The organism is Pantoea anthophila (assembly GCF_006494375.1).
GTDB lineage: Bacteria > Pseudomonadota > Gammaproteobacteria > Enterobacterales > Enterobacteriaceae > Pantoea > Pantoea anthophila.
Genome location: NZ_VHIZ01000056.1, coordinates 420,671 through 445,583, shown reverse-complemented (window position 1 = coordinate 445,583; position 24,913 = coordinate 420,671). Strand labels below are relative to the sequence as shown.

General features: G+C 56.4%; 23 protein-coding genes. 10 read left to right on the top strand and 13 right to left on the bottom strand.

Features of this window, described 5'->3' with window-relative positions:
• Positions 1-37: 37 nt before the first annotated feature.
• Genes FJW00_RS19365 through FJW00_RS19355 form a run of 3 tightly spaced genes read right to left on the bottom strand, consistent with a single transcriptional unit; the run spans position 38 to position 2,812 of the window.
• Positions 38-1,456: a hypothetical protein gene (locus FJW00_RS19365; protein ID WP_140925448.1), complete on the bottom strand. Its 1,419-nt coding sequence runs from the start codon at positions 1,454-1,456 to the stop codon at positions 38-40.
• A 49-nt stretch (positions 1,457-1,505) separates the two neighbouring features.
• The gene (locus FJW00_RS19360) at positions 1,506-2,456 is read right to left on the bottom strand and encodes a glycosyltransferase family 2 protein (protein WP_140925447.1); all 951 of its coding nucleotides are present in this window, start codon (positions 2,454-2,456) and stop codon (positions 1,506-1,508) included.
• Positions 2,453-2,812: a GtrA family protein gene (locus FJW00_RS19355; protein ID WP_111207623.1), complete on the bottom strand. Its 360-nt coding sequence runs from the start codon at positions 2,810-2,812 to the stop codon at positions 2,453-2,455. The genes FJW00_RS19360 and FJW00_RS19355 overlap by 4 nt, the downstream gene beginning before the upstream one ends.
• A gap of 229 nt (positions 2,813-3,041) precedes the next feature.
• Between FJW00_RS19355 and tyrR the strand changes: the two genes are divergently transcribed.
• Entirely contained in the window at positions 3,042-4,607 is a 1,566-nt protein-coding gene (tyrR, locus tag FJW00_RS19350; RefSeq protein ID WP_058957869.1) for a transcriptional regulator TyrR, read from the top strand.
• Positions 4,608-4,660: 53 nt separating this feature from the next.
• Here tyrR and tpx read toward each other — a convergent pair whose 3' ends face one another.
• Positions 4,661-5,164: a thiol peroxidase gene (gene tpx, locus FJW00_RS19345; RefSeq protein WP_046101893.1), complete on the bottom strand. Its 504-nt coding sequence runs from the start codon at positions 5,162-5,164 to the stop codon at positions 4,661-4,663.
• A gap of 146 nt (positions 5,165-5,310) precedes the next feature.
• Here tpx and ycjG point away from each other — a divergent pair, with 146 nt between their 5' ends.
• Positions 5,311-6,294: an L-Ala-D/L-Glu epimerase gene (gene ycjG / locus FJW00_RS19340; RefSeq protein WP_140925446.1), complete on the top strand. Its 984-nt coding sequence runs from the start codon at positions 5,311-5,313 to the stop codon at positions 6,292-6,294.
• Here the strand turns inward: ycjG and mpaA are convergent.
• On the bottom strand, positions 6,269-6,976 hold the full coding sequence (mpaA, locus tag FJW00_RS19335) for a murein tripeptide amidase MpaA (protein WP_058957867.1): 708 nt from the start codon (positions 6,974-6,976) through the stop codon (positions 6,269-6,271). The genes ycjG and mpaA overlap by 26 nt on opposite strands.
• Positions 6,977-7,128: 152 nt before the next feature.
• On the opposite strand from mpaA, the gene FJW00_RS19330 reads away from it, so the two are divergent.
• The 3 genes from FJW00_RS19330 (at position 7,129) to ynaL (ending at position 10,293) form a co-directional block, all read left to right on the top strand.
• Entirely contained in the window at positions 7,129-8,748 is a 1,620-nt protein-coding gene (locus FJW00_RS19330; RefSeq protein WP_140925445.1) for a peptide ABC transporter substrate-binding protein, read from the top strand.
• Between the two features lie 118 nt (positions 8,749-8,866).
• On the top strand, positions 8,867-9,850 hold the full coding sequence (zntB, locus tag FJW00_RS19325) for a zinc transporter ZntB (protein WP_009090042.1): 984 nt from the start codon (positions 8,867-8,869) through the stop codon (positions 9,848-9,850).
• Positions 9,851-9,966: 116 nt separating this feature from the next.
• Positions 9,967-10,293, top strand: coding sequence for a proline-rich small protein YnaL (gene ynaL / locus FJW00_RS22770; RefSeq protein WP_140925444.1), 327 nt, complete (start codon positions 9,967-9,969; stop codon positions 10,291-10,293).
• A gap of 46 nt (positions 10,294-10,339) precedes the next feature.
• Here the strand turns inward: ynaL and ttcA are convergent, their stop codons facing one another.
• From ttcA to FJW00_RS19305, 3 genes are all read right to left on the bottom strand, one after another.
• Positions 10,340-11,275 carry a tRNA 2-thiocytidine(32) synthetase TtcA gene (gene ttcA, locus FJW00_RS19315; RefSeq protein WP_009090046.1) on the bottom strand — a complete coding sequence of 312 codons (936 nt, stop codon included), beginning with the start codon at positions 11,273-11,275 and terminating at the stop codon, positions 10,340-10,342.
• Between the two features lie 1,097 nt (positions 11,276-12,372).
• On the bottom strand, positions 12,373-12,633 hold the full coding sequence (locus tag FJW00_RS19310; protein WP_009090049.1) for a hypothetical protein: 261 nt from the start codon (positions 12,631-12,633) through the stop codon (positions 12,373-12,375).
• 230 nt (positions 12,634-12,863) lie between these two features.
• Positions 12,864-13,520 (bottom strand): MgtC/SapB family protein, encoded by a 657-nt coding sequence (locus FJW00_RS19305; RefSeq protein WP_033736241.1) that lies wholly within the window; start codon positions 13,518-13,520, stop codon positions 12,864-12,866.
• Positions 13,521-13,704: 184 nt separating this feature from the next.
• Between FJW00_RS19305 and FJW00_RS19300 the strand changes: the two genes are divergently transcribed.
• Positions 13,705-13,980 carry a putative hemolysin gene (locus FJW00_RS19300; protein WP_009090053.1) on the top strand — a complete coding sequence of 92 codons (276 nt, stop codon included), beginning with the start codon at positions 13,705-13,707 and terminating at the stop codon, positions 13,978-13,980.
• 31 nt (positions 13,981-14,011) lie between these two features.
• Here the strand turns inward: FJW00_RS19300 and FJW00_RS19295 are convergent, their stop codons facing one another.
• Positions 14,012-15,004, bottom strand: a complete 993-nt coding sequence (locus FJW00_RS19295; protein WP_140925443.1) for a 2-hydroxyacid dehydrogenase — start codon at positions 15,002-15,004, stop codon at positions 14,012-14,014.
• A gap of 146 nt (positions 15,005-15,150) precedes the next feature.
• Here FJW00_RS19295 and FJW00_RS19290 point away from each other — a divergent pair, with 146 nt between their 5' ends.
• From FJW00_RS19290 to FJW00_RS19280, 3 genes are read left to right on the top strand one after another with little or no spacing between them, the layout of a single operon-like run.
• Complete coding sequence (locus FJW00_RS19290; RefSeq protein WP_140925442.1) at positions 15,151-17,781, top strand: YdbH family protein; 2,631 nt, start codon at positions 15,151-15,153, stop codon at positions 17,779-17,781.
• Entirely contained in the window at positions 17,778-17,966 is a 189-nt protein-coding gene (locus FJW00_RS19285) for a YnbE family lipoprotein (protein WP_009090058.1), read from the top strand. The genes FJW00_RS19290 and FJW00_RS19285 overlap by 4 nt, the downstream gene beginning before the upstream one ends.
• Positions 17,967-17,977: 11 nt before the next feature.
• Positions 17,978-18,316 (top strand): YdbL family probable chaperone protein, encoded by a 339-nt coding sequence (locus FJW00_RS19280; protein WP_009090060.1) that lies wholly within the window; start codon positions 17,978-17,980, stop codon positions 18,314-18,316.
• Between the two features lie 64 nt (positions 18,317-18,380).
• Here FJW00_RS19280 and FJW00_RS19275 read toward each other — a convergent pair whose 3' ends face one another.
• Entirely contained in the window at positions 18,381-18,980 is a 600-nt protein-coding gene (locus FJW00_RS19275; RefSeq protein ID WP_140925441.1) for an FMN-dependent NADH-azoreductase, read from the bottom strand.
• A 256-nt stretch (positions 18,981-19,236) separates the two neighbouring features.
• Here FJW00_RS19275 and hrpA point away from each other — a divergent pair, with 256 nt between their 5' ends.
• Positions 19,237-23,139 carry an ATP-dependent RNA helicase HrpA gene (hrpA, locus tag FJW00_RS19270; RefSeq protein ID WP_140925440.1) on the top strand — a complete coding sequence of 1,301 codons (3,903 nt, stop codon included), beginning with the start codon at positions 19,237-19,239 and terminating at the stop codon, positions 23,137-23,139.
• A gap of 54 nt (positions 23,140-23,193) precedes the next feature.
• On the opposite strand, the gene FJW00_RS19265 is transcribed toward hrpA, so the two are convergent.
• From FJW00_RS19265 to asr, 3 genes are all read right to left on the bottom strand, one after another.
• Positions 23,194-24,003, bottom strand: coding sequence for a trypsin-like serine peptidase (locus FJW00_RS19265; RefSeq protein WP_009090066.1), 810 nt, complete (start codon positions 24,001-24,003; stop codon positions 23,194-23,196).
• Between the two features lie 113 nt (positions 24,004-24,116).
• Positions 24,117-24,197 (bottom strand): small membrane protein YdgU, encoded by an 81-nt coding sequence (ydgU, locus tag FJW00_RS22855; RefSeq protein ID WP_009090068.1) that lies wholly within the window; start codon positions 24,195-24,197, stop codon positions 24,117-24,119.
• A gap of 82 nt (positions 24,198-24,279) precedes the next feature.
• Entirely contained in the window at positions 24,280-24,807 is a 528-nt protein-coding gene (gene asr, locus FJW00_RS19260) for an acid resistance repetitive basic protein Asr (RefSeq protein WP_009090070.1), read from the bottom strand.
• Positions 24,808-24,913: the final 106 nt, after the last annotated feature.

The window sequence follows — 24,913 nt, the reverse complement described above, 5'->3', positions numbered from 1 at the left end:
TGCAAGCATGAAGGCGGCCTGGCCGCCTTCATGCCGATTACGGTGTCTGACGCAGAACCTGACGGGAATCGATAATCAGACAGTCACCCGGGCAATGCCCTTCATCCGTGATAACCGGATTTTCGGGTAGGGTATAGGCCATGCCATTTTTCTCGCGGATAAAATGGGCCATCCCGGCAAAGGTCCATGACATGCTCAGGCCCAGTCCGCCAAAATCATCATATTTCCGCAGCGTAGCGACTTTCGGTAAATACTCCCCGGTCAGGCGATAGTAGAGCGCCCCGTTGAACGCTTTTGGCACCTGCTGCGTGATTGCCCGTTCGAGCAGGGCAAACTCCTTGCGGGCAGGTACGGAATAACCGTTGATAAGATGACTGATCGACAGTGAGGCCGCCGCGATAACCAGCAGGGCATAGAATGTCTTTTTCCACTTCAGCTTTTTACTGAGTTCAAACAGACCCAGAATAAAGGCGCTGGTAGTCATCAGCGCACCGGCAATAAGCGTCCGGTAGGCCGCCATGCTCTCACTGACAATCAGGTTAGGCAGAGCGGCGATAACCAGTAAAATAAACATCAGATAAAATTTGTCGTTACCGACTGTCTTAATTTTCTTCAGCCCAAAACCGATAATGATCGACGAGATGATGACTGAAACCGTCTTTGCGCCGAGGTCAAAATTGCAGATCACGTTCTTAAGGTATTCCGTGAAAAACCAGCTGAGCTTAGCCGGGACGTCATAGCTGAAGGCGGAGCGCGGCAGCGTGTGGCCATAAAGCTGGACCGGGAGGACCTTTGATGCGAGCAGCGCCGCAAACATACCGGCACCCAGTACGATCAGAGAAATTGCAGCCCGCTTCCTGTCAATTTTTCGTGCTGAAAGGCAGAGATCCAGCGCGGCAAAAAAGGTAAAGCTCATTGCGGCTGGCTGATAGAGACAAAAGGCAACGGTCAGCAGGCACACCGCTGACACGCGCCCTGTCACGCCGGGTTTAGTCGAGAAGTGGTAGCTGGCACCTGCCAGTAAAATGGCCGCGATGTAAGGGAAGCAGGATGCCCAGGCAATATAAACCTGAAAGGAGGGAAGCAGGCAGAGTAATAACGCAAAAGTTATCCGCTGAGCCTGGTTTTCCATCAGCTGATATTTCTGGCAAAGGGTATAGAGATAATAGCCGGTAAAGATAAGCAGAATAATGGCGACACCGCGCAGGAGTGCCAGGCGTTCTATGCTCGCGACCAGGAATGAGGCGCTGTACTGAATAATGCCATAGACCGGTCTGCCCGAGAGGGTGTCCCAGTTTAAAATACTGAGCCTGTCAAAATTGGCCCAGTAGAGATTAGTCCAGTCATCGGTATAGGCGTATTGGGTCAGCCAGGCGGGACTGTAGGCCACCAGAAAAACTAACGCAAAAAGTAAAAAAACCTGACGGCGGGTCAGGCCGTTATCGGTGGCGATCATCTGTCATCCTTTTAATCTGACCATTATCTCTGCCCGTTTACCGGACAATTTAATCAATGTTTTCGGGTGGGCTTGATTTATTTTCCACGGATTTTCGCAAAATATAGCGAGGCCGGTTTTTGGTTTCCATATAGATGCGGCCAATATATTCACCCAGTACACCAATGCCAATCAGCTGAACTCCGCCAAGGAACAGAACGGAAACCAGGATAGAGGGATAGCCAGGCACCGGATTACCGAACAGGAGTTTATCTGCAATCATCCAGAGCCCATAAAGAAAGGCCAGTGAGGCAACCAGAAAACCCAGATAAGACCAGATACGTAGCGGTACGGTTGAGAAAGAGGTCAGTCCCTCCAGCGCCAGATTCCACAATTTCCAGCCTCCGAATTTACTGTGCCCCGCGACCCGCTCAGTCCGGACATATTCAACAATGTCAGTCTGTCCGCCGACCCAGCTCAGAATGCCTTTCATGAACAGATTTTTTTCGGGTAGCCGTTTAATGTTCTCAACCACTTCCCGCGACATCAGCCGGAAATCACCCACGTTCTCTTCAATCTGCGGATAGCTGATTTTGTTATGCAGCTTGTAAAACCAGCGGGCGGTTTTGCGCTTCAGATGGCCATCAGCACTTCTGTCAATCCGTTTGGCTAAAACGATATCGGCACCCGCCTGCCATTTACGGACCATTTCGGGAATTATCGAAATCGGATCCTGTAAATCGACATCGATTGGAATTATGGCCTCGCCGGTTGCCGCTTCCAGTCCGGCAAACAGCGCCGGCTCTTTGCCAAAATTACGAATAAACGACAGGCTGCGCACCAGCGGATCACGCTGGCTCAGTTGAGTAATCAGCGCACGCGTTGCGTCCGTGCTGCCATCATCGATAAAAACAATCTCAACCTGCCAGGCCGCAAGCGCCTCATCTTTTCTCACGGCCTGATAAAAATGGGGAATAGCCTCTTCTTCATTGAATACCGGTACCACCAAAGAGATGTTCATGACTCTCCTTTAAAGACGATAAAGCGGGAAAAAAGGAAGCCACACGCCAGACTCAGGGCGGATGAGGCGATCAGCGTTATCAGAGGGTAGAGGCCGAGCCGGTCAGCGAGATAACCCACGCTAAAGGCCATTGCCCCCATAAACAGGACGTAAAGAAGATAGCGCCAGGCTGTTGCCTGCTGATTAAAGGTCCAGCGTGCATTCACAAAGAAAGAGAAGGTGACGGCCAGACAAAACGCCAACAGATTAGCGGTTGACTGGAAAAGGCCCAGGCTAAGGCAGATAAAGAAGGTGACCCAGTGAAGCAGGGTATTGATGACACCTACCGTCAGATATTTTGCGAAGAAAGTCAGCATTTTATAGTGGTTTTTATTCGGTTTTGAAAAATATACAGCAAGTCGGATGGGATAAAAACTCCGGCGCTGACAAATCCTGACACTCTGAGACAGAATCATGATCTCAGCGGCGCAGTACAAAACGCCATCATCCACGCCAGAAGTGTCAACTTTTCCTGACAGAGTCCTTTCTGCCAGTGCGCGACTTAGCGTATCATTGAACCATCTGAACCTGATTAAGGCGAACGCAATGCGTCTGGAAGTGTTCTGTCAGGACCGTATCGGTCTGACGCGTGAACTGCTCGACCTGCTGGTGGCACGCAATATTGATTTACGCGGTATCGAAATTACGGCGATTGGGCGCATCTATCTCAACTTTGCTGCACTGGAATTTGATGCCTTCAGCAATCTGATGGCTGAAATCCGGCGTACGCCCGGCGTGACAGATGTGCGCACTGTCACGTACATGCCTTCTGAGCGGGAACACCGTGCGCTGAGTGCGCTGCTGGTGGCGATGCCCGATCCCGTGTTCTCTGTCGATCTGAAAAGTAAGGTTGAGTTAGCTAATCCGGCGGCACAGAACCTCTTCAATCTCGATGAAGAGAAGATGCGCAATTTCAGCGCCGGTCATCTGATCACCGGCTTTAACTTTATGCGCTGGCTCGAGAGCGATCGGGTGGAAGCGCAGGCGCAGCATGTCGTTATTGAGGGCCGGGATTTTCTGATGGAAGCGCGTCCCATCTATCTGCCGGGTGAAGAGGGCCAGAGCGACCGGCCGGTCGGCGCGATGGTGATGCTGAAGTCGACCGCCCGCATGGGCCGTCAGCTGCAGAATCTGGTGGTCACAGACGATTCGGAGTTTGATCACATCATTGCCGTCACGCCGAAAATGCGGCAGGTGGTGGATCAGGCCCGCAAGCTGGCGATGCTGGATGCGCCGTTGCTGATTGTGGGCGACACCGGCACCGGGAAAGACATGCTCGCGCGCGCCTGCCATCTCCGCAGCGCCCGCGGGAAGAATCCTTTCCTGGCGCTGAACTGCGCCTCACTGCCTGACGACGTTGCGGAAAGCGAGCTGTTTGGACATGCTGCTGGTGCCTATCCTAATGCGCTTGAAGGCAAGAAGGGCTTTTTCGAACAGGCGAACGGCGGCTCGGTGCTGCTGGATGAAATCGGTGAGATGTCGCCGAGAATGCAGACCAAACTGTTGCGTTTTCTCAATGACGGCACCTTCCGCCGCGTCGGTGAAGAGCATGAAGTGCATGTGAATGTGCGGGTGATCTGCGCCACGCAGAAGAACCTGATTGAGCTGGTACAGCGCGGAGAGTTCCGCGAAGATCTCTTCTACCGTCTCAACGTCCTGACGCTGCAGTTGCCGCCTCTGCGCGACCGTCCGCAGGATATTCTGCCGCTGACCGAGATGTTTGTTGCCCGCTTTGCGGATGAGCAGGGGATGGCACGTCCACGCCTCTCTCCGCAGCTCAACGCGTTTCTGACCCGCTATGCCTGGCCGGGCAACGTACGTCAGTTAAAGAATGCGCTTTACCGGGCGTTAACCCAGCTGGAGGGTTACGAACTGCGTCCTCAGGACATCGTACTGCCTGAGCAGGCGCTGGATGTGTCGCTGGGTGATGAGGCGCTGGAAGGAACGCTGGATCAAATCACCAGCCGTTTTGAGCGCTCAATCCTTACGCGGCTTTACCTCTCCTATCCCAGCACCCGAAAACTGGCAAAACGGCTCGGCGTGTCACACACGGCGATTGCCAATAAGCTGCGGGAATATGGTCTGGGGCAGAAGCGCAGCGACAGCGAATAGGCTATGCGCGAAAGGGAAAAAGCGGATAACCGGGTTATCCGCTTTTTTTTTTATTACTTCAGCGCGGCCAGCGCTGCGTCATAATCAGGTTCGTTGGTGATTTCATCCACCAACTGGCTGTAAAGCACTTTATCATTCTCATCCAGCACCACTACCGCACGCGCGGTCAGACCTTCCAGCGCACCATCGGCAATTTCCACGCCATAATCATACTTAAACTCTGAGCCGCGCAGCGTCGACAGGGTCACCACGTTGCTCAGGTTCTCTGCGCCACAGAAGCGCGACTGGGCAAACGGCAGGTCAGCAGAGATACATAACACCACGGTGTTATTGAGTTCGCTGGCTGCCTGATTAAATTTACGCACTGATGACGCACACACGCCGGTATCCACACTCGGGAAAATGTTCAGAATTTTGCGTTTTCCTGCATACTCAGAGAGCGCAACGTTAACCAGGTTCTTCGCCACCAGGGTGAACGCTTTGGCTTTATCGCCCGCCTGAGGGAACTGACCTGCAACCGGGACGGCATTACCCTGAAAATGAACAGTCTGAGACATAGTGATTCCTTTTGATGATAAAAAAGCGCTGATACAAAAAGGCTAAACTTAGCCGTTGTTTATGACATAAATGTTAAGGGTTTACGAGTTCAATTGTCGAAATCTCTGTGGCGGTCTGCCACTGCGTCATTCATTCTGGAGTGGAAATGAGAACGGTAAAAAGTTATCCCGAAGCCTGGCCGTTACATACCCCGTTTGTCATTGCCCGTGGAACCCGAACCGAAGTGAAGGTGGTGGTGGTTGAGATTGAAGAGGCGGGCGTCAAGGGGGTGGGTGAAGCAACGCCTTATGCCCGCTACGGCGAAACCGAGGCATCCGTTCTGGCGCAGATCGCCTCTCTGCTGCCCGCGCTGCAGCAGGGCATGACGCGTGAGGCACTGCAGCAGGCACTGCCCGCCGGTGCCGCGCGTAACGCTATCGACAGCGCGCTGTGGGATCTCGCCGTTCATCAGCAGAAAAGCAGCCTGTGGCAGCTTAATGGCGTGATCGCGCCCCCGGAGGTGGTGACCGCCCAGACGGTGAGCATCGACACACCGGCAGCGATGGCCAGCAGCGCGCTGGCGCTGTGGCAGCATGGTGCCACGCTACTGAAAATTAAGCTGGATGATAATTTCATTACCGAGCGGTTGATGGCGATCCGCGCAGCGGTGCCGGAAGCCACCCTGATTGTCGATGCGAACGAATCCTGGCATGCAGAGGGGCTGGCGGCGCGCTGTCAGCTGCTGGCCGATATTGACGTGGCGATGCTGGAGCAGCCGCTGCCCGCCGGTGAAGATGCGGCGCTGGAAAACTTTATTCATCCCCTGCCGATCTGTGCCGATGAGAGCTGTCACACGCGTGACAGCCTGCCGGCGCTGCGCGGCCGTTATGAGATGGTCAATATCAAGCTGGATAAGGCTGGCGGGCTGACCGAAGCGCTGGCGCTGGCCGAAGCGGCGCAGCAGCAGGGCTTTGCGGTCATGCTTGGCTGCATGCTCTGCACCTCGCGGGCGATACGCGCTGCACTGCCGCTGGTGCCGCAGACCCGTTTTGCCGATCTTGATGGCCCGACCTGGCTGGCGGTGGATGCCGAACCACCGATTAACGTGCGGAACGGTCAGTTGCTCATTGCTGCCAGCGCAGCAGGTTAACCATCACCTCAAGGTAGACTTCCGTCGCTTCATCCACGGAGATTACCGGCAGTTCCGCGGTCACGCAGGGCAGGCTGAGATCTTTGCACCAGCTGCCGAAGGAGCCGGGGGTGTCATATCCGACGCTGGTGACGCGGGGGAGGCCGGTGTGGTCGGCCAGCCAGCCGCCTATCTCTGACTGATGCGGGTCATCAATGCACCCCAGCGGCTCATGCCAGGAGACGATCCAGCGTGGTTTGATCTGATGAATCAGGGCGCAGAGCGCCTGGGTTTCCGGTTCTGAGGCGGGATGATTGCCGGTTGAGAGCGCCACATCGCGCGCATCGGCGGCGCTGTTCCAGCGATAAACGGTATCGCCTGACTGCCAGTTTGCGGCCGGAAAGTTACGGTTGAGATCCACGCCACTGGCATTCGCGCGCAACCCCAGCTGACAGCCATCAGGATTAACCGCTAACACCACATGATGCCGCCGCATGCCATCGGGCAGCGTCCGCAATGCGGCGGAGAGCGTGGCGATAGCCGCATTCTCATCCCCATGGGTGCCTGCCAGGATCAGCCCGCTCTCTGAATCGCCCAGCGGAGCCGGAAACCAGAGCAGCGGCGCGCCCAGGAGTGAGCGACCATACTGCTGATACGGAACGTCCAGCTTGCCACGCAGCGGGCGCGGATGAAGTGGCGACATAATGATTTCCTCGAAGGGTTTTATTAAAAGTAGCGGAAAAGCAGAAGGCGGAAAATAGTTATTTATCCATCAGCGATTTGCGTTAAAGTGCCCTGCACAAGCTGCATCGCGATCGGCGTCGTGCAGCGCTTCTTTGAGGTAAAGGAGTGATTATGGTTAAAACCTTTCGCATGACGCTGGCCGCCATCAGTCTGAGCAGCCTCTTCACACCCGCCCTCGCGGCGAATCCACCCGCTGGCGCGCAGCTGGCTGAGCAGCAGCAGATCGTGCGCCATATCAAGGATGAACCCGCTTCGCTCGATCCACTTAAAGCGGTCGGCCTGCCAGAGATTCAGGTCATTCGCGATCTTTTTGAAGGCCTGACCAATCAGGATGCGCACGGCAAAATCGTACCGGGCGTGGCCCAGAGCTGGAGCAGCAGCGACAACAAAACCTGGATCTTTACGCTGCGCAACAACGCACGCTGGTCGAATGGCGAGCCGGTAACCGCGCAGGATTTTGTTTACAGCTGGCAGCGGCTTGTCGACCCTGAAAACAGTTCACCGTCGGCCTCGTTCGCCGCCTTAAGCGGTATTGAGAACGCTGCGGCGATCGCCAAAGGTCAGATGACCCCGGATAAGCTGGGCGTGGTGGCGCAGGATAACAGCCGCCTGAAGGTCACGCTGGATCGTCCGGTGCCGTGGTTCCCGGCGCTGGTGGCTAACGTGGCGCTCTTTCCGGTGCCGCAGAAGACCCTGGCGCAGCAGGGCGACAGTTGGACCGCGCCCGGTAAACTGGTCGGCAACGGGGCCTATCAGCTCAGCGAGCGCGTGGTAAATGAGAAAATTGTCCTGACGCGCAATCCGCACTACTGGGATGATGCCCATTCGGTTTTGACCCGGGTGACGTTTGTTCCGATCAACGAAGAGTCGAGTGCCACCAAGCGTTATCGCGCCAACGACATCGATATCACCGAATCTTTTCCTAAAGAGATGTATGGTCTGCTGAAGAAGAGTCTGCCGGGTGAGGTCTACACGCCTGACCAGCTGGGCACCTATTACTATGCGTTTAATACGCTGAAGGGGCCGACCGCTGATGCGCGGGTGCGCAAAGCGCTCTCCTGGTCTATTGATCGCCGGATTATTGCGGAAAAAGTGCTGGGAACCGGTGAAAAACCGGCATGGCACTTTACCCCGGATGTTACCGCTGGCTTCAGGCCGCTGCCTTCTTTCCTGCAGCAACATGACCAGAACAATCTCAACGCGCAGGCAAAAGCACTGCTCACCGCAGCGGGCTATGGCCCGGGTAAACCGCTCAGGCTTAAGCTGCTTTATAACACCTCGGAGAGCCATCAGAAGATTGCTATCGCGGTGGCGTCCATGTGGAAAAAGAACCTTGGCGTGGATGTTTCGCTGGAAAATCAGGAGTGGAAAACCTACATCGACAGCCGTAACAGCGGCAACTTCGATGTGATCCGGGCATCCTGGGTCGGCGATTACAATGAGCCATCCACCTTCCTGAATCTGCTGACCTCCGGCAACAGCAGCAACATTCCCCGCTTCAGCAACGCGGATTACGATGCCGTGCTGGCCAAAGCGAGTCGCGAGACCAGTGACGAGGCGCGCAGCAGCGATTACAACCGCGCGGAACAGATTCTGGCGGATCAGGCACCCATCGCCCCGATCTATCAGTACACCAATGGCCGCCTGATTAAACCCTGGGTCAAAGGGTATCCCATCACTAACCCCGAAGATGTCGCCTACAGCCGCGAGCTCTGGATCGAGAAACATTAAGCCTCCGGTGGCTGTTCATCCGGCCACCGGCTGACATCTTTCTACACAGCCCGGAGATTGCAACTCATCGCCGCCACGCTAGACTGTATCGTATTGATTTTGATAGTGAGGGGACGGTGTGGACGTAATTGAAGGAAAAGCATTGCAGGTTTCAGACGCCATCATTTCCTGCCAGCTTGATGGCAAGGGCGGCATGATCCCGATTGCGGAAGATGAGGTGATTCAGTGCGAGCAGCCCTGCTGGCTGCATCTTAACTACACCCATCGTAAAAGCGCAGAGTGGCTGCAGTCGACGCCTCAAATCCCCGATGCCGTCCGTGATGCCCTGGCGGGTGACAGTATGCGTCCGCGCGTCAGCCGTCTGGGTGATGGCTTCATGATTGTGCTGCGCAGCGTTAACCACAACAGCGATGCGCGCCGTGACCAGCTGGTCGTGATGCGGGTCTTTATCAACGACAAGCTGATTGTTTCGACCCGCCGGCGCAAAGTTTCTGCCGTGGATGAAGTACTGACCGACCTGCAGAACGGCAATGGCCCGATCGATTGCGGCAGCTGGCTGGTCGATGTCTGTGATGCCCTGACCGATCACACCAGCGAATTTATCGAAGAGTTGCATGACAAAATCATTGAGCTGGAGGATGCGCTGCTGGATCAGCGGATGCCCGCGCGGGGTGAGCTGGGTCTGCTGCGCAAACAGCTGATTGTGATGCGACGTTATATGGCCCCGCAGCGCGATGTCTATGCCCGGCTGGCGAGCGAAAAACTGGCCTGGATGGATGACAACGAGCGGCGACGGATGCAGGAGATTGCCGACAGGCTGGGACGCGGGCTGGATGACCTGGACGCCGGCGTGGCACGAACCGCCATTCTGGCCGATGAGGTTGCCTCTGCTATGGCCGAATCGATGAACCGGCGCACCTATACCATGTCAGTCATGGCGATGATCTTCCTGCCGGCCACCTTCCTGACCGGTCTGTTCGGCGTCAACCTCGGCGGCATTCCGGGCGGAGAATGGCGATACGGCTTTTCCATTTTCTGTCTGCTGCTGGTGGTTTTGGCTGTCGGCGTCGCCGGTTATCTGCGTAAACGGCACTGGCTGTAGCGCGACGGGGAGGGGCCATCTCAGCCCAGGCGCTGAAATTCGAGGAAAGGCGGCAAAAGCTGATCGATATCAAGAACCCGATGTCACCGTTGACGCAAACTCTCTTCCGCAGGTGAATGCAACGTCAAGCGATGGGCGTTGCGCTCCATATTGTCTTACTTCCTGATTTAGAATTAATGCATAGCACATTTAATTCGAAACATGCCGGCCAGTGCGCCGGCTTTTTTTTGCCTGGCTGGCTGGAACGCCGTTCCTTACCTAAGCTTAAAGTCCATTCGCAAGAAAAGGAGTACGGCATGAGCGCGATTTATAACAGCGAGCCGATCCCCACGGATCCGACCCCGATTCCTGACCCGATCCCCCATCCGCAACCTCAGCCCGATCCGCCGACGGATCCGGAGTTTCCGCCGATAATGGATCCACCGCCACACCGCAACATATAAAAAAAGGGCGTGCTGCCAGCAGCACGCCCTTCTGTTTTTCCGGCACTTACTTAATCTGAAGCACATCCAGACGTGCGCCTGTGACAGGGGCATCTTCATCATCGAGCCGCCAGCCTGCCGGCTGCAACGGCAGCGTTTCGCGGTCAAAGGCGATATCGCCCCCGTCCACCACCGCATCGCCATGTTTGATGCCTTTGAAGTCGAACAGATTGACATCGGCGAGGTGCGACGGCACGACATTCTGCATCGCACTGAACATTGTTTCGATACGGCCCGGGTAGCGCTTATCCCAGTCTCGCAGCATATCGGCTACCACCTGACGCTGCAGGTTTGGCTGAGAACCGCAGAGGTTGCAGGGGATAATCGGGAACTGACGCGCTTCCGAGAAGCGGATGATATCTTTTTCACGGCAGTAGGCCAGCGGGCGGATCACAATCTGCTTGCCATCGTCGCTCATCAGCTTCGGTGGCATGCCTTTCATTTTCCCGCCATAGAACATGTTGAGGAACAGCGTCTGCAGAATGTCATCGCGGTGGTGGCCTAGGGCAATTTTCGTGCAGCCCAGCTCTGTGGCAACGCGGTACAGAATGCCACGGCGCAGGCGTGAGCAGAGAGAGCAGGTGGTTTTCCCTTCCGGAATCTTCTCTTTGACGATGGAGTAGGTATCTTCTTCGATAATCCGGTACTCCACACCCTGAGACTCCAGATAGGCCGGGAGGATATGCTCAGGGAAGCCAGGCTGCTTCTGGTCCAGGTTAACGGCAATCAGGCTGAAACTGACCGGGGCGCTTTTTTGCAGACTGCGCAGAATTTCCAGCATGGTATAGCTGTCTTTTCCGCCCGACAGGCAGACCATGATGCGGTCACCTTCTTCGATCATATTGAAATCTGCAATGGCTTCGCCGACATGACGGCGCAGGCGTTTCTGCAGTTTATTGAGGTTGTACTGTTCTTTCTTGTCAACCGTTTGATTATCTTGCATTTTTACCTATCTCTAAAACCAGAAAGCGTAGCCTGAGGGCAAATCAACGTGCGCATTCAGCCAGCCACTTCTCTGCGGTGTCACGAATATGCAGCGTATGGTACGGATTGTTGCCGCGAATGCCAGTGCCGGAGTGAAGTAATCCGCGGATTAAGACGCCAGAGTTCACCTTCCGCACGTTGCGTAAAGGCAAACGGGGAGAGAAAGGGATGTTGCAGCATTTCGCAGTGGCGCATGCGGAGGAGAAAAGTCAGCGTTACCTCCTCAGCTGGCGGGGACCTCTTTCCACTGACAGTCGATTTCATCACTGTGCGAGGAGCAGGAGGGGGATGAAGCCTGGTCAGTCGCGGTTCGCGCGCTATTGTTCTTTGTCGCGCAGCCTGCGATCATAAAAATGAAGGGGAGAATTAACAGATATTTCATTGATGCCACCGGTTCAGCAAATTAACCAGCATGAGCAGGTAAAGATCAATCAGACATAAACAGGCACTATTATATCGGGAGTGAAATTTGACCCATATCAAATTTAAATATTTTGCTTTTTAAATCGGGCGTTCTGCGTGAGTCAGGCTGGGACAGATTAAACGGAGTGATCTGAAAGTCGCACGCGGTTTAATCTGTGTTGAGCGGAAAAGATTATAATCAGCTTCATCGACAGGCTGGTTTAATGGCCTGAATCGAACGCTCTGTTAATTTCAGACTGCACTTTATTCTCTAAAAAAATAGAGAGTAAACAATCAGTTGTTTGTTCCTTGAGAACGTGTCCACCCGGATGAAAAAGCATAACGTCGCCGGGCTGGGTTTTATCCAACGTAAAATCAACAGACAGACATCCAGGGCGTCGTTTCGCACATTTCGGCAATACAGCGGAACAGGGGAACCGTTTAATATCCCGCTGTGCAATCAGGTTAAAAAAGGAGTGGTGATTAACCGCGATGAGAAAGCCGGATAACGATCACAAAATAAAAAAGTCTGGTGTGAAATTTATCATGACGCTGCTGCTTTTTTTAATCTGTTATGTCGCCGTAATGTATGGTGGCGTTCTGCTGCTGCTGAACCGGCACGGCTTACTCCATTTTCTGCTGCACTGAATTTGATTAGCCGCAGGCTTTAAAGATCCAGCGATAGGCATGGTGTAAAAAATGCCTGAGTACGCCAAGAATGTTTTCAGCGCCTTCCTCAGCCAGACATTGTCCGGTTTCAAGCGCATTATTCACTGAGTTGCGATGGTCCAGAATCATGATAATGGCCACCGCAGCCGCGATCAGGATAACCGTCAGCAGGCTTAGCCCGCGCCAGTTGCTTTTACGTGCGGTCGCGGACAGGGCATTGTCTGCAGGGTCAGAGTCAGGGCGCATTGGTCTCCGGCTGTCATCATTTCGCTGATAAATAATACCGGATTATGTCATTAATTTCTGACCGGCTCCATGTGTCAGGTCAGGGGGATGGTCATTCTGAAGGGTGACAGTAGATCAGGCTGTTAACAATGTCGGCAGCAGGCAAGGGGAGCGCCATCGTCTGCGCCGACATTTTCTGGGGCTGGTATTCCCCGGGCTGGCGCACCGGCCCGGTGAGGCAGGGCAGATGCTCACATCATCTCCAGCGACTGCACCCCTTTAATCTCCATCACCTTATCGTAAAGATGCGCGTCATTTGACCTGCGCGACAGCGTAACCTGCACGCTGAGTTCACACAGTCCGCTTTCCTGATCGCGATTAATCACCGTCACGTTGCCGTAGCGGATGCCTTCCCGCTGCATCACCAGCAGCACCAGCGGCACACTCTTCGGCTTCAGGAATACCAGCAGGGTATGGTGTTTACCGATTAACACGTGGCTCAGACGGCGGAACACTTCCAGCACGACCAGCGCCAGTACGGTGCCATAGATGCCGATCTCATACATGCCGCTGCCGATGACCAGGCCAATCGCTGCGGTTACCCATAAACCGGCCGCCGTGGTTAAGCCTTTCACCACCTGCTTCTGGATCATGATGGTACCCGCGCCCAGGAAGCCCATGCCGCTGACCACCTGCGCCGCAATACGGCTGGGGTCCAGCGCAACATGGTCACTGTTCAGCATATCGGCAAAGCCATATTTCGACACCAGCATGAACATCGCACTGCCGATCCCGACCAGGATGTGGGTGCGAAGTCCGGCTTCTTTGGCCCGCATCTGCCGCTCCAGGCCGATGAGGCCGCCTAGAATACCGGCCAGCGCAATGCGAATTAACATATCCATTAACATGGCTCTACTCCGAAATAAGGGGGGCCGGAAAAGGGTGACAGTTCAGTGTTACCAGGTAAACAAGATAATTCTGCTTGCAAAACACGCCGCAGAAATTTGTAAAAAGCTGTTTCACCTCTCGACCCCTTGTGCTGCCTGACATATGCTGAGCCAGCCTATTATCCCAATTCCCGGAGTCTGACTGATGAAAGCAGCCACCTTTTTGCTGGCCGGTGCCGCGTTATTCCTCTCTGCCTGCAGCAGCCACAGTGATGATAACGAGCCACCGCAACAAGCCACCGCCGCCCATGTTCAGCCCCGCGTGGTGATGTCTTCTCTGGCAGAAAGCACCTGTGAAAATGCAGGCGGAACCCTGGCTTTTTCGCATCAGCTGGATGGATCCCGGGTGGGGATGTGTCAGTTAGTGAACGGGCGTCGTTGTGATGAGCAGGCGCTAATCGGCGGGCACTGCGCGCGCTGATAGACAGGCCGGATTGCTCCGGCCCGCACCCTCAGACAGAGAGTCGGTTCGGGCAGTTTTCACCGCGATCGAGCTGACTGAGATTGCTTAACGTGGTTTCAGAAATGGCGGTCAGGGCTTCGGCGGTTAAAAACGCCTGATGGCCGGTGAAGAGCACGTTATGGCACGCCGACAGACGGCGGAAGACATCGTCCTGAATCACATCATTCGACTTATCTTCAAAGAACAGGTCGCGTTCGTTCTCATAAACATCCATGCCGAGCGCGCCAATCTTCTGCTGCTTCAGCGCATCAATCGCCGCCTGTGAATCGATCAGGCCACCGCGGCTGGTATTGATAATCATGACGCCGTCACGCATCTGGCTGAACGCCTCGGCGTTAAGCAGATGGTGATTTTCCGGCGTCAGCGGGCAGTGCAGCGTAATAACGTGCGACTCCGCAAACAGCGTCTTCAGATCGACATACTCCGCGCCAAGTTCCAGCGCCTGCTCGCTCGGCCAGGGATCAAACGCCAGCAGCCGCATGCCAAAGCCTTTCAGGATGCGCATGGTCGCAATGCCGATTTTACCGGTGCCTATCACGCCCGCCGTTTTGTTATGCATGTTAAAGCCGGTCAGGCCGTCGAGTGAAAAGTTCGCGTCACGGGTGCGCTGATAGGCGCGATGAATACGGCGGTTCAGCGTCATCATCAGGCCGATAGCATGCTCCGCGACCGCTTCCGGTGAATAGGCGGGCACACGCACCACCTCCAGGCCCAGCTCTTTTGCAGCGTCCAGATCGACATTATTAAAACCGGCACAGCGCAGCGCGATATACTTCACACCCAGCGCGGCCAGCTCTTCCAGCACCGGTCGGCTGCCATCATCATTGACAAAGATGCAGACCGCATCGCAATCCACTGCCGTTTTTGCGGTGCTTTCAGTGAGTAAAAAGTCGAAGAACACCAGTTCAAAGCCGAACTGCTGATTGACCTGCTCAAGGTATTTCTGATCGTAATACTTGGTGCTGTAAACCGCGATCTTCATCGTTGTGCTCCTGCAGAGGTGATAGACCAAGGATAACGTTTTCTGACGGACTTTGCTGAAACCGCTGAAATGCGTCCGGGGCAGACCTTCACCTCGCGCAATTTACATGCCATCATCATGGTCAGGATAGGGTGAGGAAAAGGATTATGGCTTTTATGCCACGGAGAGTCCGGCGGCGGCTGGCGGCTATTCTGGCGCTGATTCTGCTGCTGCTCGGCCTGATGTTAACAGTGACACAGTGGCTGCCCCGGCTGGTCGGGATCTGGCTGCCGCAGGAGACCCGCATTGAGCTGTCTGGCGCACCGCGCTGGCGGGAGGGAGGCCTGTGGTTGCCAGAAATTCGTTATCTGGCGGGCGACTGTACGCTGGCAACGGTTGAAGCCGTCTCGCTGGGCTGGCATCAGTCGCGCTGGAAACTTAACGCGTCCGCGCTGACGCTGGACAGCGCCTGTCTGCAAAAACTGCCGGCGGACGACGACAATCCCGGTTCGCCCAGAACGCTGGCCGAATGGCAGGCAATGCTGCCGGGTGCCGATGTCCATCTGGATAAGCTGACGGTGGCCCCGTGGCAGACCTACGCGGGTGCACTGGATCTCACGCTGGAAAAAGATCGCCAGCGGCTGACTTATCGGGGTGACAATCTGCAGCTGGCGGCAACGCTGACCGGTCAGCAGCTGGCAGTCGACCATCTGACGCTGACCCATCCTGCACTCTCTGAACCCATCACTCTCAAGGGTCATCTTAAACTTCCCACCTTTGCCAGTGACCTGCCGGTAAATGGCGAGGTGGCCGGACAACTGGCGCTGGCTGCGCTGCCGTATCCGCTTCAGCTCAGCCTCAACTGGCAGCAGCAGCAGGGCGTATTAGTCGCAACGACGGCGGACCAGGATCGCCCGCTTCTGCGTCTGCCCTGGCAGATCAGTCGCGACCAGATTCAGATTGAGAAGGGGGAATATTACTGGCCGTTCGCCGCCCAGCCGCTCTCCGGCTTTATTAACCTGACGCTGGAGAACTGGCAGTCGGGGCTTGAACAGAGCCAGATCAGCGGACGCCTCAATCTGCTGACCCGGGGGCGCGGCGGCAAGGGCAACGTTGTACTGGGTTTCGGCCCCGGCCACCTCAGCCTGACAGAGAGCCATCTGCCGTTTCAGCTGACCGGCGAAAGTAAGCTGGCGGATCTGCAACTCTACGGCTCCATTCCGGGCGTGCTCAGCGGGTCACTCCTCGATCCTCAGCTGCAACTCCAGCCTAAATCGCTGCTGCGCCTGCGGGGCCGCCTGCTCTCCACGCTGGAGGTGGACGAGGCGCGCTGGCCGCTGGCGGGCGTGCGCCTCTCATCGCAGGGAATTGATGGCCGTCTGCAGGCGATTCTTAACGCGCACGATGCCAGTTTTGGCCGTTTCCGGCTGCATCTCGATGGGCGTGCCAGCGACTTCTGGCCTGATAAGGGCGAATGGAACTGGCGCTACTGGGGCGGAGGCGAGATGCTGCCGCTTCAGGCACGCTGGGATGTCAAAGGCACGGGCGGCTGGCACGATACGCTGATCCATCTGGATACACTCTCCACCGGTTTTAATCAGCTGGCCTACGGCAGTGTCAACGTCGCCAGTCCGCGTCTGACGCTCACTGAACCCGTTAACTGGCATCGCGATGCGGCCCACCCGGCGTTTAATGGCCACTTCCGGCTGCAGGCGGGCGAGACCCGTTTCAGCTATGGCGGCAGGCTGGCTGATTCAACGCTCGATTTCGAGGCGAAAGGCCGCGACCCCGGCGACTTTATCTGGCGGGGCAGCCTGAATGCCGGCAGGATTGGCCCGCTGCGGGTCAATGGTCGCTGGGATGGCGAACGGCTGCGCGGTCAGGCCTGGTGGCCGTCACAGTCGCTCCGGGTGTTTCAGCCGTTAATCAGCCCGGACATGAAAATGCAGATTCAGGATGGTCAGCTACAGGCGCAGTTCGCCTTTTCCGCTGCTCCAAAGCAGGGTTTTCAGGCTGGTGGACACTGGTCGGTGAAGCAGGGCAGCGTCTGGACGCCGGACAGCCAGATCAATGGTATCGACTTCTCACTGCCCTTTCGCTTCAGGGCGCAGCAGTGGCAGTTTGGTCAGCATGGCCCGGTTTCCCTGCGCATTGGCGAGGTAAAAAACCAGTTTGCGATGCAGAATATCCGTGCCGATCTGCAGGGCAGCTGGCCGTGGAGCGAAGCCGCGCCGCTGAGGTTGCAGGATGTCAGTCTGGAACTCCTCGGCGGGCAGATTACGCTGCCCGCATTGCAGATGCCACAGCATGAGCCTGCGCGGGTAACGCTGCGTCAAATCAGCCTCAGCGAGCTGGTGACCGCACTGAAGCCTAAGCAGTTCGCCATGTCGGGACGGGTTAACGGTGAACTGCCGCTGTGGCTCAATAATCCCCGCTGGCTGGTCGAGAAAGGGTGGATAGCCAACAGCGGCCCTCTGACCTTCCGGCTGGACAACGATATGGCGGATGCCATTACCCGTAATAACGTCGCCACCGGCGCGGCGCTGGACTGGCTACGCTATATGGAGATCTCCCGCAGCTGGGCGACAATTAATCTGGATAACCTCGGCGACCTGAGCATGACGGCAGAGGTGCAGGGCGTCAGCCGGTTCAGCAACCGTCGTCAGACGGTGAATCTTAACTACCATCATCAGGAAAATCTGTTTCAGCTCTGGCGCAGCCTGCGCTTTGGCGATAATTTGCAATCCTGGCTGGAACAACACGCGACTTTGCCATCGAACAAGGACACTTCACCATGAGCCTGAGGGCACTACTGGTTCTGGCAGCCGGACTGCTGAGCATCGGCTGCGTGCCGCGCATTGAGGTTACGGCACCCAAAGATCCCATCACCATCAATATGAACGTAAAAATTGAGCATGAGATCCACATCAAGGTGGATAAAGACGTGGAAGCGTTACTGAAAAACCAGAGCGGTCTGTTCTGAGGAGAGCACGTATGAGACGCAAAAGCGCGGCGCTGCTACTCGCGCTGATGATGATGCAGCCCGCCTGGGCGCTGACGCTGGATCAGGCCCGGCAGTCGGGGCTGGTGGGCGAAACGCTCTCCGGCTACCTCGCGGCGCGCGCCGGAGACAGCGAAACTCAGGCACTGGTGCAGCGCATCAACGCCGGACGGCATCAGCAATATCAGCGGCTGGCAGAACAGAACAATCTCTCCACGGCGGATATCGCCAGCATTGCCGGGCAGAAACTGGTGAGCCGGGCGGCGGTGGGGGAATATGTGCGCGGCATTAACGGTCAGTGGCTGAGAAAAGAGGCTCCGGGCACGCCGTAAGCCGCAAAAAAAACCGGGCGCGTGGCCCGGTTGAGTGTGCGTCTCATCCTGAGATGAGCGCCTTTTAAGCGGTGACGATCTGTTTGATCGCGTCTTTCGCTTCAGCGGTCGCTTTGCTGGCCACTTCAGGACCGTAGGCGATACCTTCAGCAAACACGAACTCAACGTCAGTGATGCCGATGAAGCCCAGGAACAGCTTAACGTATGGCGTCAGCAGATCGGTCGGGGTGTCTTTGTGAATCCCGCCACGGCTGGTGATCACAACCGCTTTTTTCCCTTTAACCAGACCTTCCGGGCCTGCTTCGGTGTAGCGGAACGTCACGCCTGCACGGGCAATCAGGTCGAAATAGTTTTTCAGCTGGGTCGGGATGTTGAAATTGTACATCGGTGCCGCAATAACCACTTCGTCATGTGCCTGCAGTTCTTCAATCAGCGCGTTGGAGAGATCCAGCGCTTCCTGCTGGCGCGGAGACAGCGGCGTGTCAGAAGGACGCATAGCACCGACCAGTTCACCATCCAGAACCGGAATCGGGTTCGCCGCCAGATCACGAACGGTCACCTCTTTACCCTGGGCTTTTGCCTGTTCAACGTAGAAGTCAGCAAGCTGGCCTGATTGTGAGTAGCCTGCGAGGATGCTTGATTTCAGAACTAAAACTTTGCTCATGGTGATTTCCTGTCTGTAACGCGGAAGGGTTTCCGCTCAATGGTTTACACTCTACGGTTATCGATGGCGCGGTGAAAGCGCAATATTTCGAGAGCTATGTTCGAATTTATTGAATAAGCGTAACCGGGGCGCGTCCCCGGAACAGTTCAGAATGTGCTATTATGCGCGCAATTATTTTCACTGAATCAGCTGGTTATCCCGGCGTCCAGGGCGCTGTTTCTGCAGCGACACTGTCTGAGTAAGGTACGTCACTATTATGTCATCTCCCGATACGTCTCCACTGACCGCGCTCCGTGCCCGGCTCGACGGCTTAATGCTTCGCGATCGCCAGCGGCTGCAGCGCCGTCTGCAGGGGGCCAGAAAAGTCAAAAGCCCCGAGGCACAACAGGGCATAGCCCGCGAGCTGGAGCAGGACGTTTTCGCCGCTGAACAGCGTGTCGCCCAGCGGCGCGCGGCGACGCCAGCCATCACCTTCCCGGACAATCTGCCTGTCAGCCAGAAACAGCAGGATATCGCTGACGCGATTCGCGATCACCAGGTCGTGATTGTGGCCGGGGAAACCGGCTCCGGCAAAACCACGCAGCTGCCGAAAATCTGTCTGGCGCTGGGGCGCGGCGTGACCGGATTGATTGGTCACACCCAGCCCCGTCGCCTGGCGGCACGCACCGTGGCCAATCGCATCGCCGATGAGCTGAACACCTCGCCCGGCGGCTGTGTCGGCTATAAAGTGCGGTTTAATGACCAGGTCAGCGAGCTGACCCAGGTCAAGCTGATGACCGATGGGATTCTGCTGGCGGAGATCCAGCAGGATCGCCTGCTGATGCAATATGACACCATCATCATCGACGAAGCGCACGAGCGCAGCCTGAATATCGACTTCCTGCTCGGTTATCTGCGTGAGCTGCTGCCGCGACGTCCCGATCTCAAGGTGATCATCACCTCTGCGACCATCGACCCGCAGCGTTTCTCGCGGCATTTCAACAATGCGCCGGTTATCGAAGTCTCCGGCCGCACCTTCCCGGTGGAAGTGCGCTACCGGCCGGTGGTTGAAGAGGCGGAGGATGGCGACCGCGACCAGCTGCAGGCGATCTTTGATGCCGTCGATGAACTCGGACAGGAGAGCCGGGGCGATATTCTGATCTTCATGAGCGGCGAGCGCGAAATCCGCGATACCGCCGACGCGCTGAATAAACGCGACCTGCCGCACACTGAAGTGCTGCCGCTGTATGCACGACTGTCGAACGCTGAACAGAACCGGGTGTTTCAGTCGCACAGTGGCCGCCGCATCGTGCTGGCCACCAACGTGGCGGAAACCTCGCTGACGGTGCCCGGCATCAAATATGTGATTGACCCCGGCACCGCGCGTATCAGCCGCTACAGCTTCCGCACCAAAGTGCAGCGTCTGCCGATTGAGCCGATTTCTCAGGCCTCGGCCAATCAGCGTAAAGGACGATGCGGACGTGTTTCCGACGGTATCTGTATCCGCCTCTACTCGGAAGAGGATTTCCTGAGTCGTCCGGCCTTTACTGACCCTGAAATTCTGCGCACTAACCTGGCGTCGGTGATCCTGCAGATGACCTCGCTGGGGCTGGGCGATATCGCGGCGTTCCCCTTTGTGGAAGCGCCCGATAAGCGCAATATTCAGGATGGTATCCGCCTGCTGGAAGAGCTGGGCGCGCTGACGCTGAATGAAGAGACGGGTCACTACACCCTCACCGGCTCCGGGCGCCAGCTGGCGCAGTTGCCGGTCGATCCGCGCCTGGCACGAATGGTGCTGGAGGCGCAGCGGCTGGGTTGTGTGCGCGAAGTGATGATCATCACTGCGGGCCTGTCGATTCAGGACCCGCGCGAGCGTCCGGCAGAGAAGAAGCAGGCGTCTGATGAAAAACACCGGCGCTTTGCTGACAAAGATTCCGACTTCCTGGCCTATGTCAATCTGTGGAACTATCTGGCGGAGCAGCAGAAAGCCCTGTCCGGCAACCTGTTCCGCCGCCAGTGCAAAAGCGACTTTCTCAACTATTTGCGCGTGCGGGAGTGGCAGGATATCTACACCCAGCTGCGGCAGGTGGTGCGCGAACTGGGTATTCCGGTCAATAGCGAACCGGCCCCGTTACAGCAGGTTCACTGTGCGCTGTTGAGCGGTCTGCTGTCGCACATCGGACAGAAAGATGCCGACAAGCAGGAGTACACCGGCGCGCGTAATACCCGCTTCGCCATCTTCCCTGGCTCCGGGCTGTTTAAGAAGCCGCCGAAGTGGACCATGGTGGCAGAGCTGGTCGAAACCAGCCGCCTCTGGGGGCGGACGGCGGGACGCATTGAGCCGGAGTGGATTGAACCGCTGGCGCAGCATCTGACGAAGCGCAGCTACAGCGAACCGCACTGGGAGAAATCGCAGGGGGCGGTGATGGCAACCGAGAAGGTCACGCTCTATGGCCTGCCGATTGTTGCCGCGCGCAAGGTCAACTACGGCAGCATCGATCCCACCCTGAGCCGCGAACTCTTTATCCGTCACGCCCTGGTCGAGGGCGACTGGCAGACGCGTCACGCTTTCTTCCGCGCCAATCAGAAACTGCGCAGCGAAGTGGAAGATCTGGAGCATAAATCCCGTCGCCGCGACATTCTGGTCGATGACGAAACGCTGTTTGCTTTTTATGACCAGCGCATCGGCAAAGAGGTGGTCTCGGCCAGACATTTTGACAGCTGGTGGAAACGGGCCAGCCGCGATAACGCCGATCTGCTCAACTTCGACAGGCAGATGCTGATCAAAGAGGGCGCTGACAAGGTCAGTCAGCTCGACTATCCCAACTTCTGGCATCAGGGCAACCTGAAACTGAAGCTGAGTTACCAGTTCGAGCCAGGCGCAGATGCCGATGGTGTGACGGTCCATATTCCGCTGCCGTTGCTGAATCAGGTTGAGGATAGCGGCTTTGAATGGCAGATCCCCGGCGTGCGCCGTGAGCTGATTATTGCGCTGATTAAGTCGCTGCCGAAACCGTTGCGCCGCCATCTGGTGCCTGCTCCTAACTACGCCGAGGCGTTTCTGGGAAGGGTGACGGCGATGGAGATGCCGCTGGCAGATGCGCTGGCGCGCGAGTTTCGCCGCATGACCGGCGTTACGCTGGAGCGGGAGAACTGGCAGTGGGATCAGGTTCCCGATCATCTGAAAATGACGTTCCGGGTAGTCGACGAGCACAATCGTAAACTGCTGGAAGGCAAGGACCTCACCGCGCTCAAGTCCCGGCTGAAAGACAAGGTGCAGGAGACGCTGTCGAAAGTGGCCGATGACGGGCTGGAACAGAGCGGGCTGCATCTCTGGAGCTTTGGCGAACTGCCTCGCAGCTATGAACAGAAGCGCGGCAGTTACCAGGTGAAAGCCTGGCCTGCGCTGGTGGATGAAAAAGAGAGCGTCGCGATCCGCCTGTTTGACAGCGAGCAGGAGCAGCAAAAAATGATGTGGCGCGGTCAGCGTCGTCTGCTGCTGCTGAATGTGCCGTCGCCGGTGAAGTATCTGCACGAGAAGTTACCGAACAAGGCCAAACTCGGACTCTACTTTAACCCCTATGGCAAAGTGCTGGAGCTGATCGACGACTGCATCGCCTGCGGCATCGATAAACTGATGGGGGAAGCGGGCGGCCCTGCCTGGGATCAGGCCTCGTTTGAGCAGCTGCGTGACAAAGTCCGCGGGGAGCTTAATGAGACCGTAGTGACGATAGCTAAGCAGGTAGAGCAGATTCTGACGGCGGTCTTTAACATCAATAAACGGCTGAAAGGCCGGGTGGATATGACCATGGCGCTGGCGCTGTCCGATATCAAAGCGCAGTTAAACGGACTGGTCTATCGGGGCTTTGTCACCGGCAACGGCTGGCAGCGACTGGCCGACACGCTGCGTTATCTGCAGGGTATCGAGCGGCGACTGGAGAAACTGCCTGCCGATCCGCACAGCGATCGGGCGCGGATGCTGAAAGTTCAGGCGGTGGAACAGGCGTACCAGGCGTGGCGCAACAAGCTGCCGCCGCAGCGTCAGGATGATGAAGAGGTGCTCAGCATTCGCTGGATGATTGAAGAGCTGCGCATCAGCTACTTTGCTCAGCAGCTGGGTACGCCTTATCCGATCTCGGATAAGCGTATTCTGCAGACGATGGAGCAGATAGCGGGCTGAAAGCCGGGTGCGCACGGAGCGTGCGCACCCGACAGCCGCTCAGGCTGCACGCAATTACTGCGCGAGGGATTCCAGCTTATCTTTAAATGAGGTGACCGCAATCGCGCGGTTGTCCGCCAGATAGCGATCCTTTGCCGCGGGCGCGGAGCTCTGCACCGCAATCAGCTGCCAGCCTTTGTCGCTGTTGAGCAGCAGCGGTGAACCGCTGTCGCCAGGCAGGGTATCGCACTGATGTGACAGCACGGCGCGCTGCGCCCAGCCGGTAATCAGACAGTTGCTGTGGGAATAGAGGGTATCCAGGTGATCGGCCGGATAGCCCGCCTGCGTCACTTTACGACCGGTCAGCTTCAGGGCGGCCGTCAGGTCGCTGCGCGAGCCCTCAAACAGCGGGATAGGGGTAATGGCCGACGGTGGATTGCGTAATATCACAATGCCATAGTCATACGGCGCCGCACTGCTCGGCACGATCCAGCCTTCACCATCCGCCTTTAACTTGGAGGCCAGCGAGGGCTCAACCCGCGCATCAATGTCATGCAGTTCATAGCGCCAGCCTTTGTCGCTGGCCATAAAACGCAGCGCAACCGGCTTATCAAAGTTACCCGGCGGGGCGAGCAGACAGTGTCCGGCCGTCAGCGCCAGATGGGGAGAGATGAGCGTGGCTGTACAGAGGTTACCGCTTTCTGTTTCGAGCTGACCAATCGCATCCCAGGGAGCAGCGGTGATATCCGTGATTGCCTGGCGATGATCCTTGCCGAAGAACAGCATCTTAATTTCAGCCGGTGTCGGCGAATCATCGTCATCATCGGCATGAACCGTCGTGGCAAAGCTGAAAAGTCCAACCATTAACAAGGTAGCCAGGCGCATAGAAATCTCAATGGCGAGAAAATAGACGTTATTGTTATCACGTAAGAACGGTAACTATAGTCGGTGAGCGTTAAAAAAGGGAGTTTTATCGGTTAATCAGTACGCTACAGCAGTTAAATAAAGAAGCTGGCAGCAACAATGCCACACAGGATCATCACAAGCAGAATAATTTCGAAGCGATAGCGACGCACCATTTCATCCACTCCAGTAAAGAAACACCCGGCAGAACCGGGTGTTTTTAAGCATTATCGCGTGGCTGTGCGCCTGTGGGCGATCTTATTTAGCCGCTGATTTAACAACTTTCTTGTGGTGAACTTTCTTAGCTGCCTGCGCTTTCTGAGCAGGTTTTACTGCTTTCTTGTGGTGAACTTTCTTAGCAGCCTGCGCTTTCTGAGCAGGTTTTACCGCTTTCTTGTGATGAACTTTTTTCGCAGCCTGGGCTTTCTGTGCAGCGGGCTGAGTGGCTTTTTTGTGGTGAACTTTTTTAGCTGCCTGCGCTTTCTGGGCAGCAGGTTTTACCGCTTTCTTGTGGTGAACTTTTTTAGCTGCCTGCGCTTTCTGAGCAGCATCTTTTTTCACCGCTTTTTTGTGGTGAGTCTTTTTAGCAGCCTGCGCTTTCTGTGCTGCTTTATGGTGTTTCTTGTGTGCAGTTTTGTGAACGGTTTTAGCCGGTGCAGCTGCGGTGGTTGTGGTGGTCGCTGTTGCGGCTGGCGCAGCGGCTGGCGCAGCTGTGGTTTCAGCAGCGAAAGCAACAGAAGACATACCCATAGCAGCGGCGACAACCAGTGCAAATAATTTTTTCATTGCAAATCCCTCGGACTCTTTTTTCATGTGTAGCCCACTGCGGGGCCGGTGAAGAGACTATAGGGAAATCAACAAAGCCTGTCCGTGGGTGTTTAGTATCGGCGTG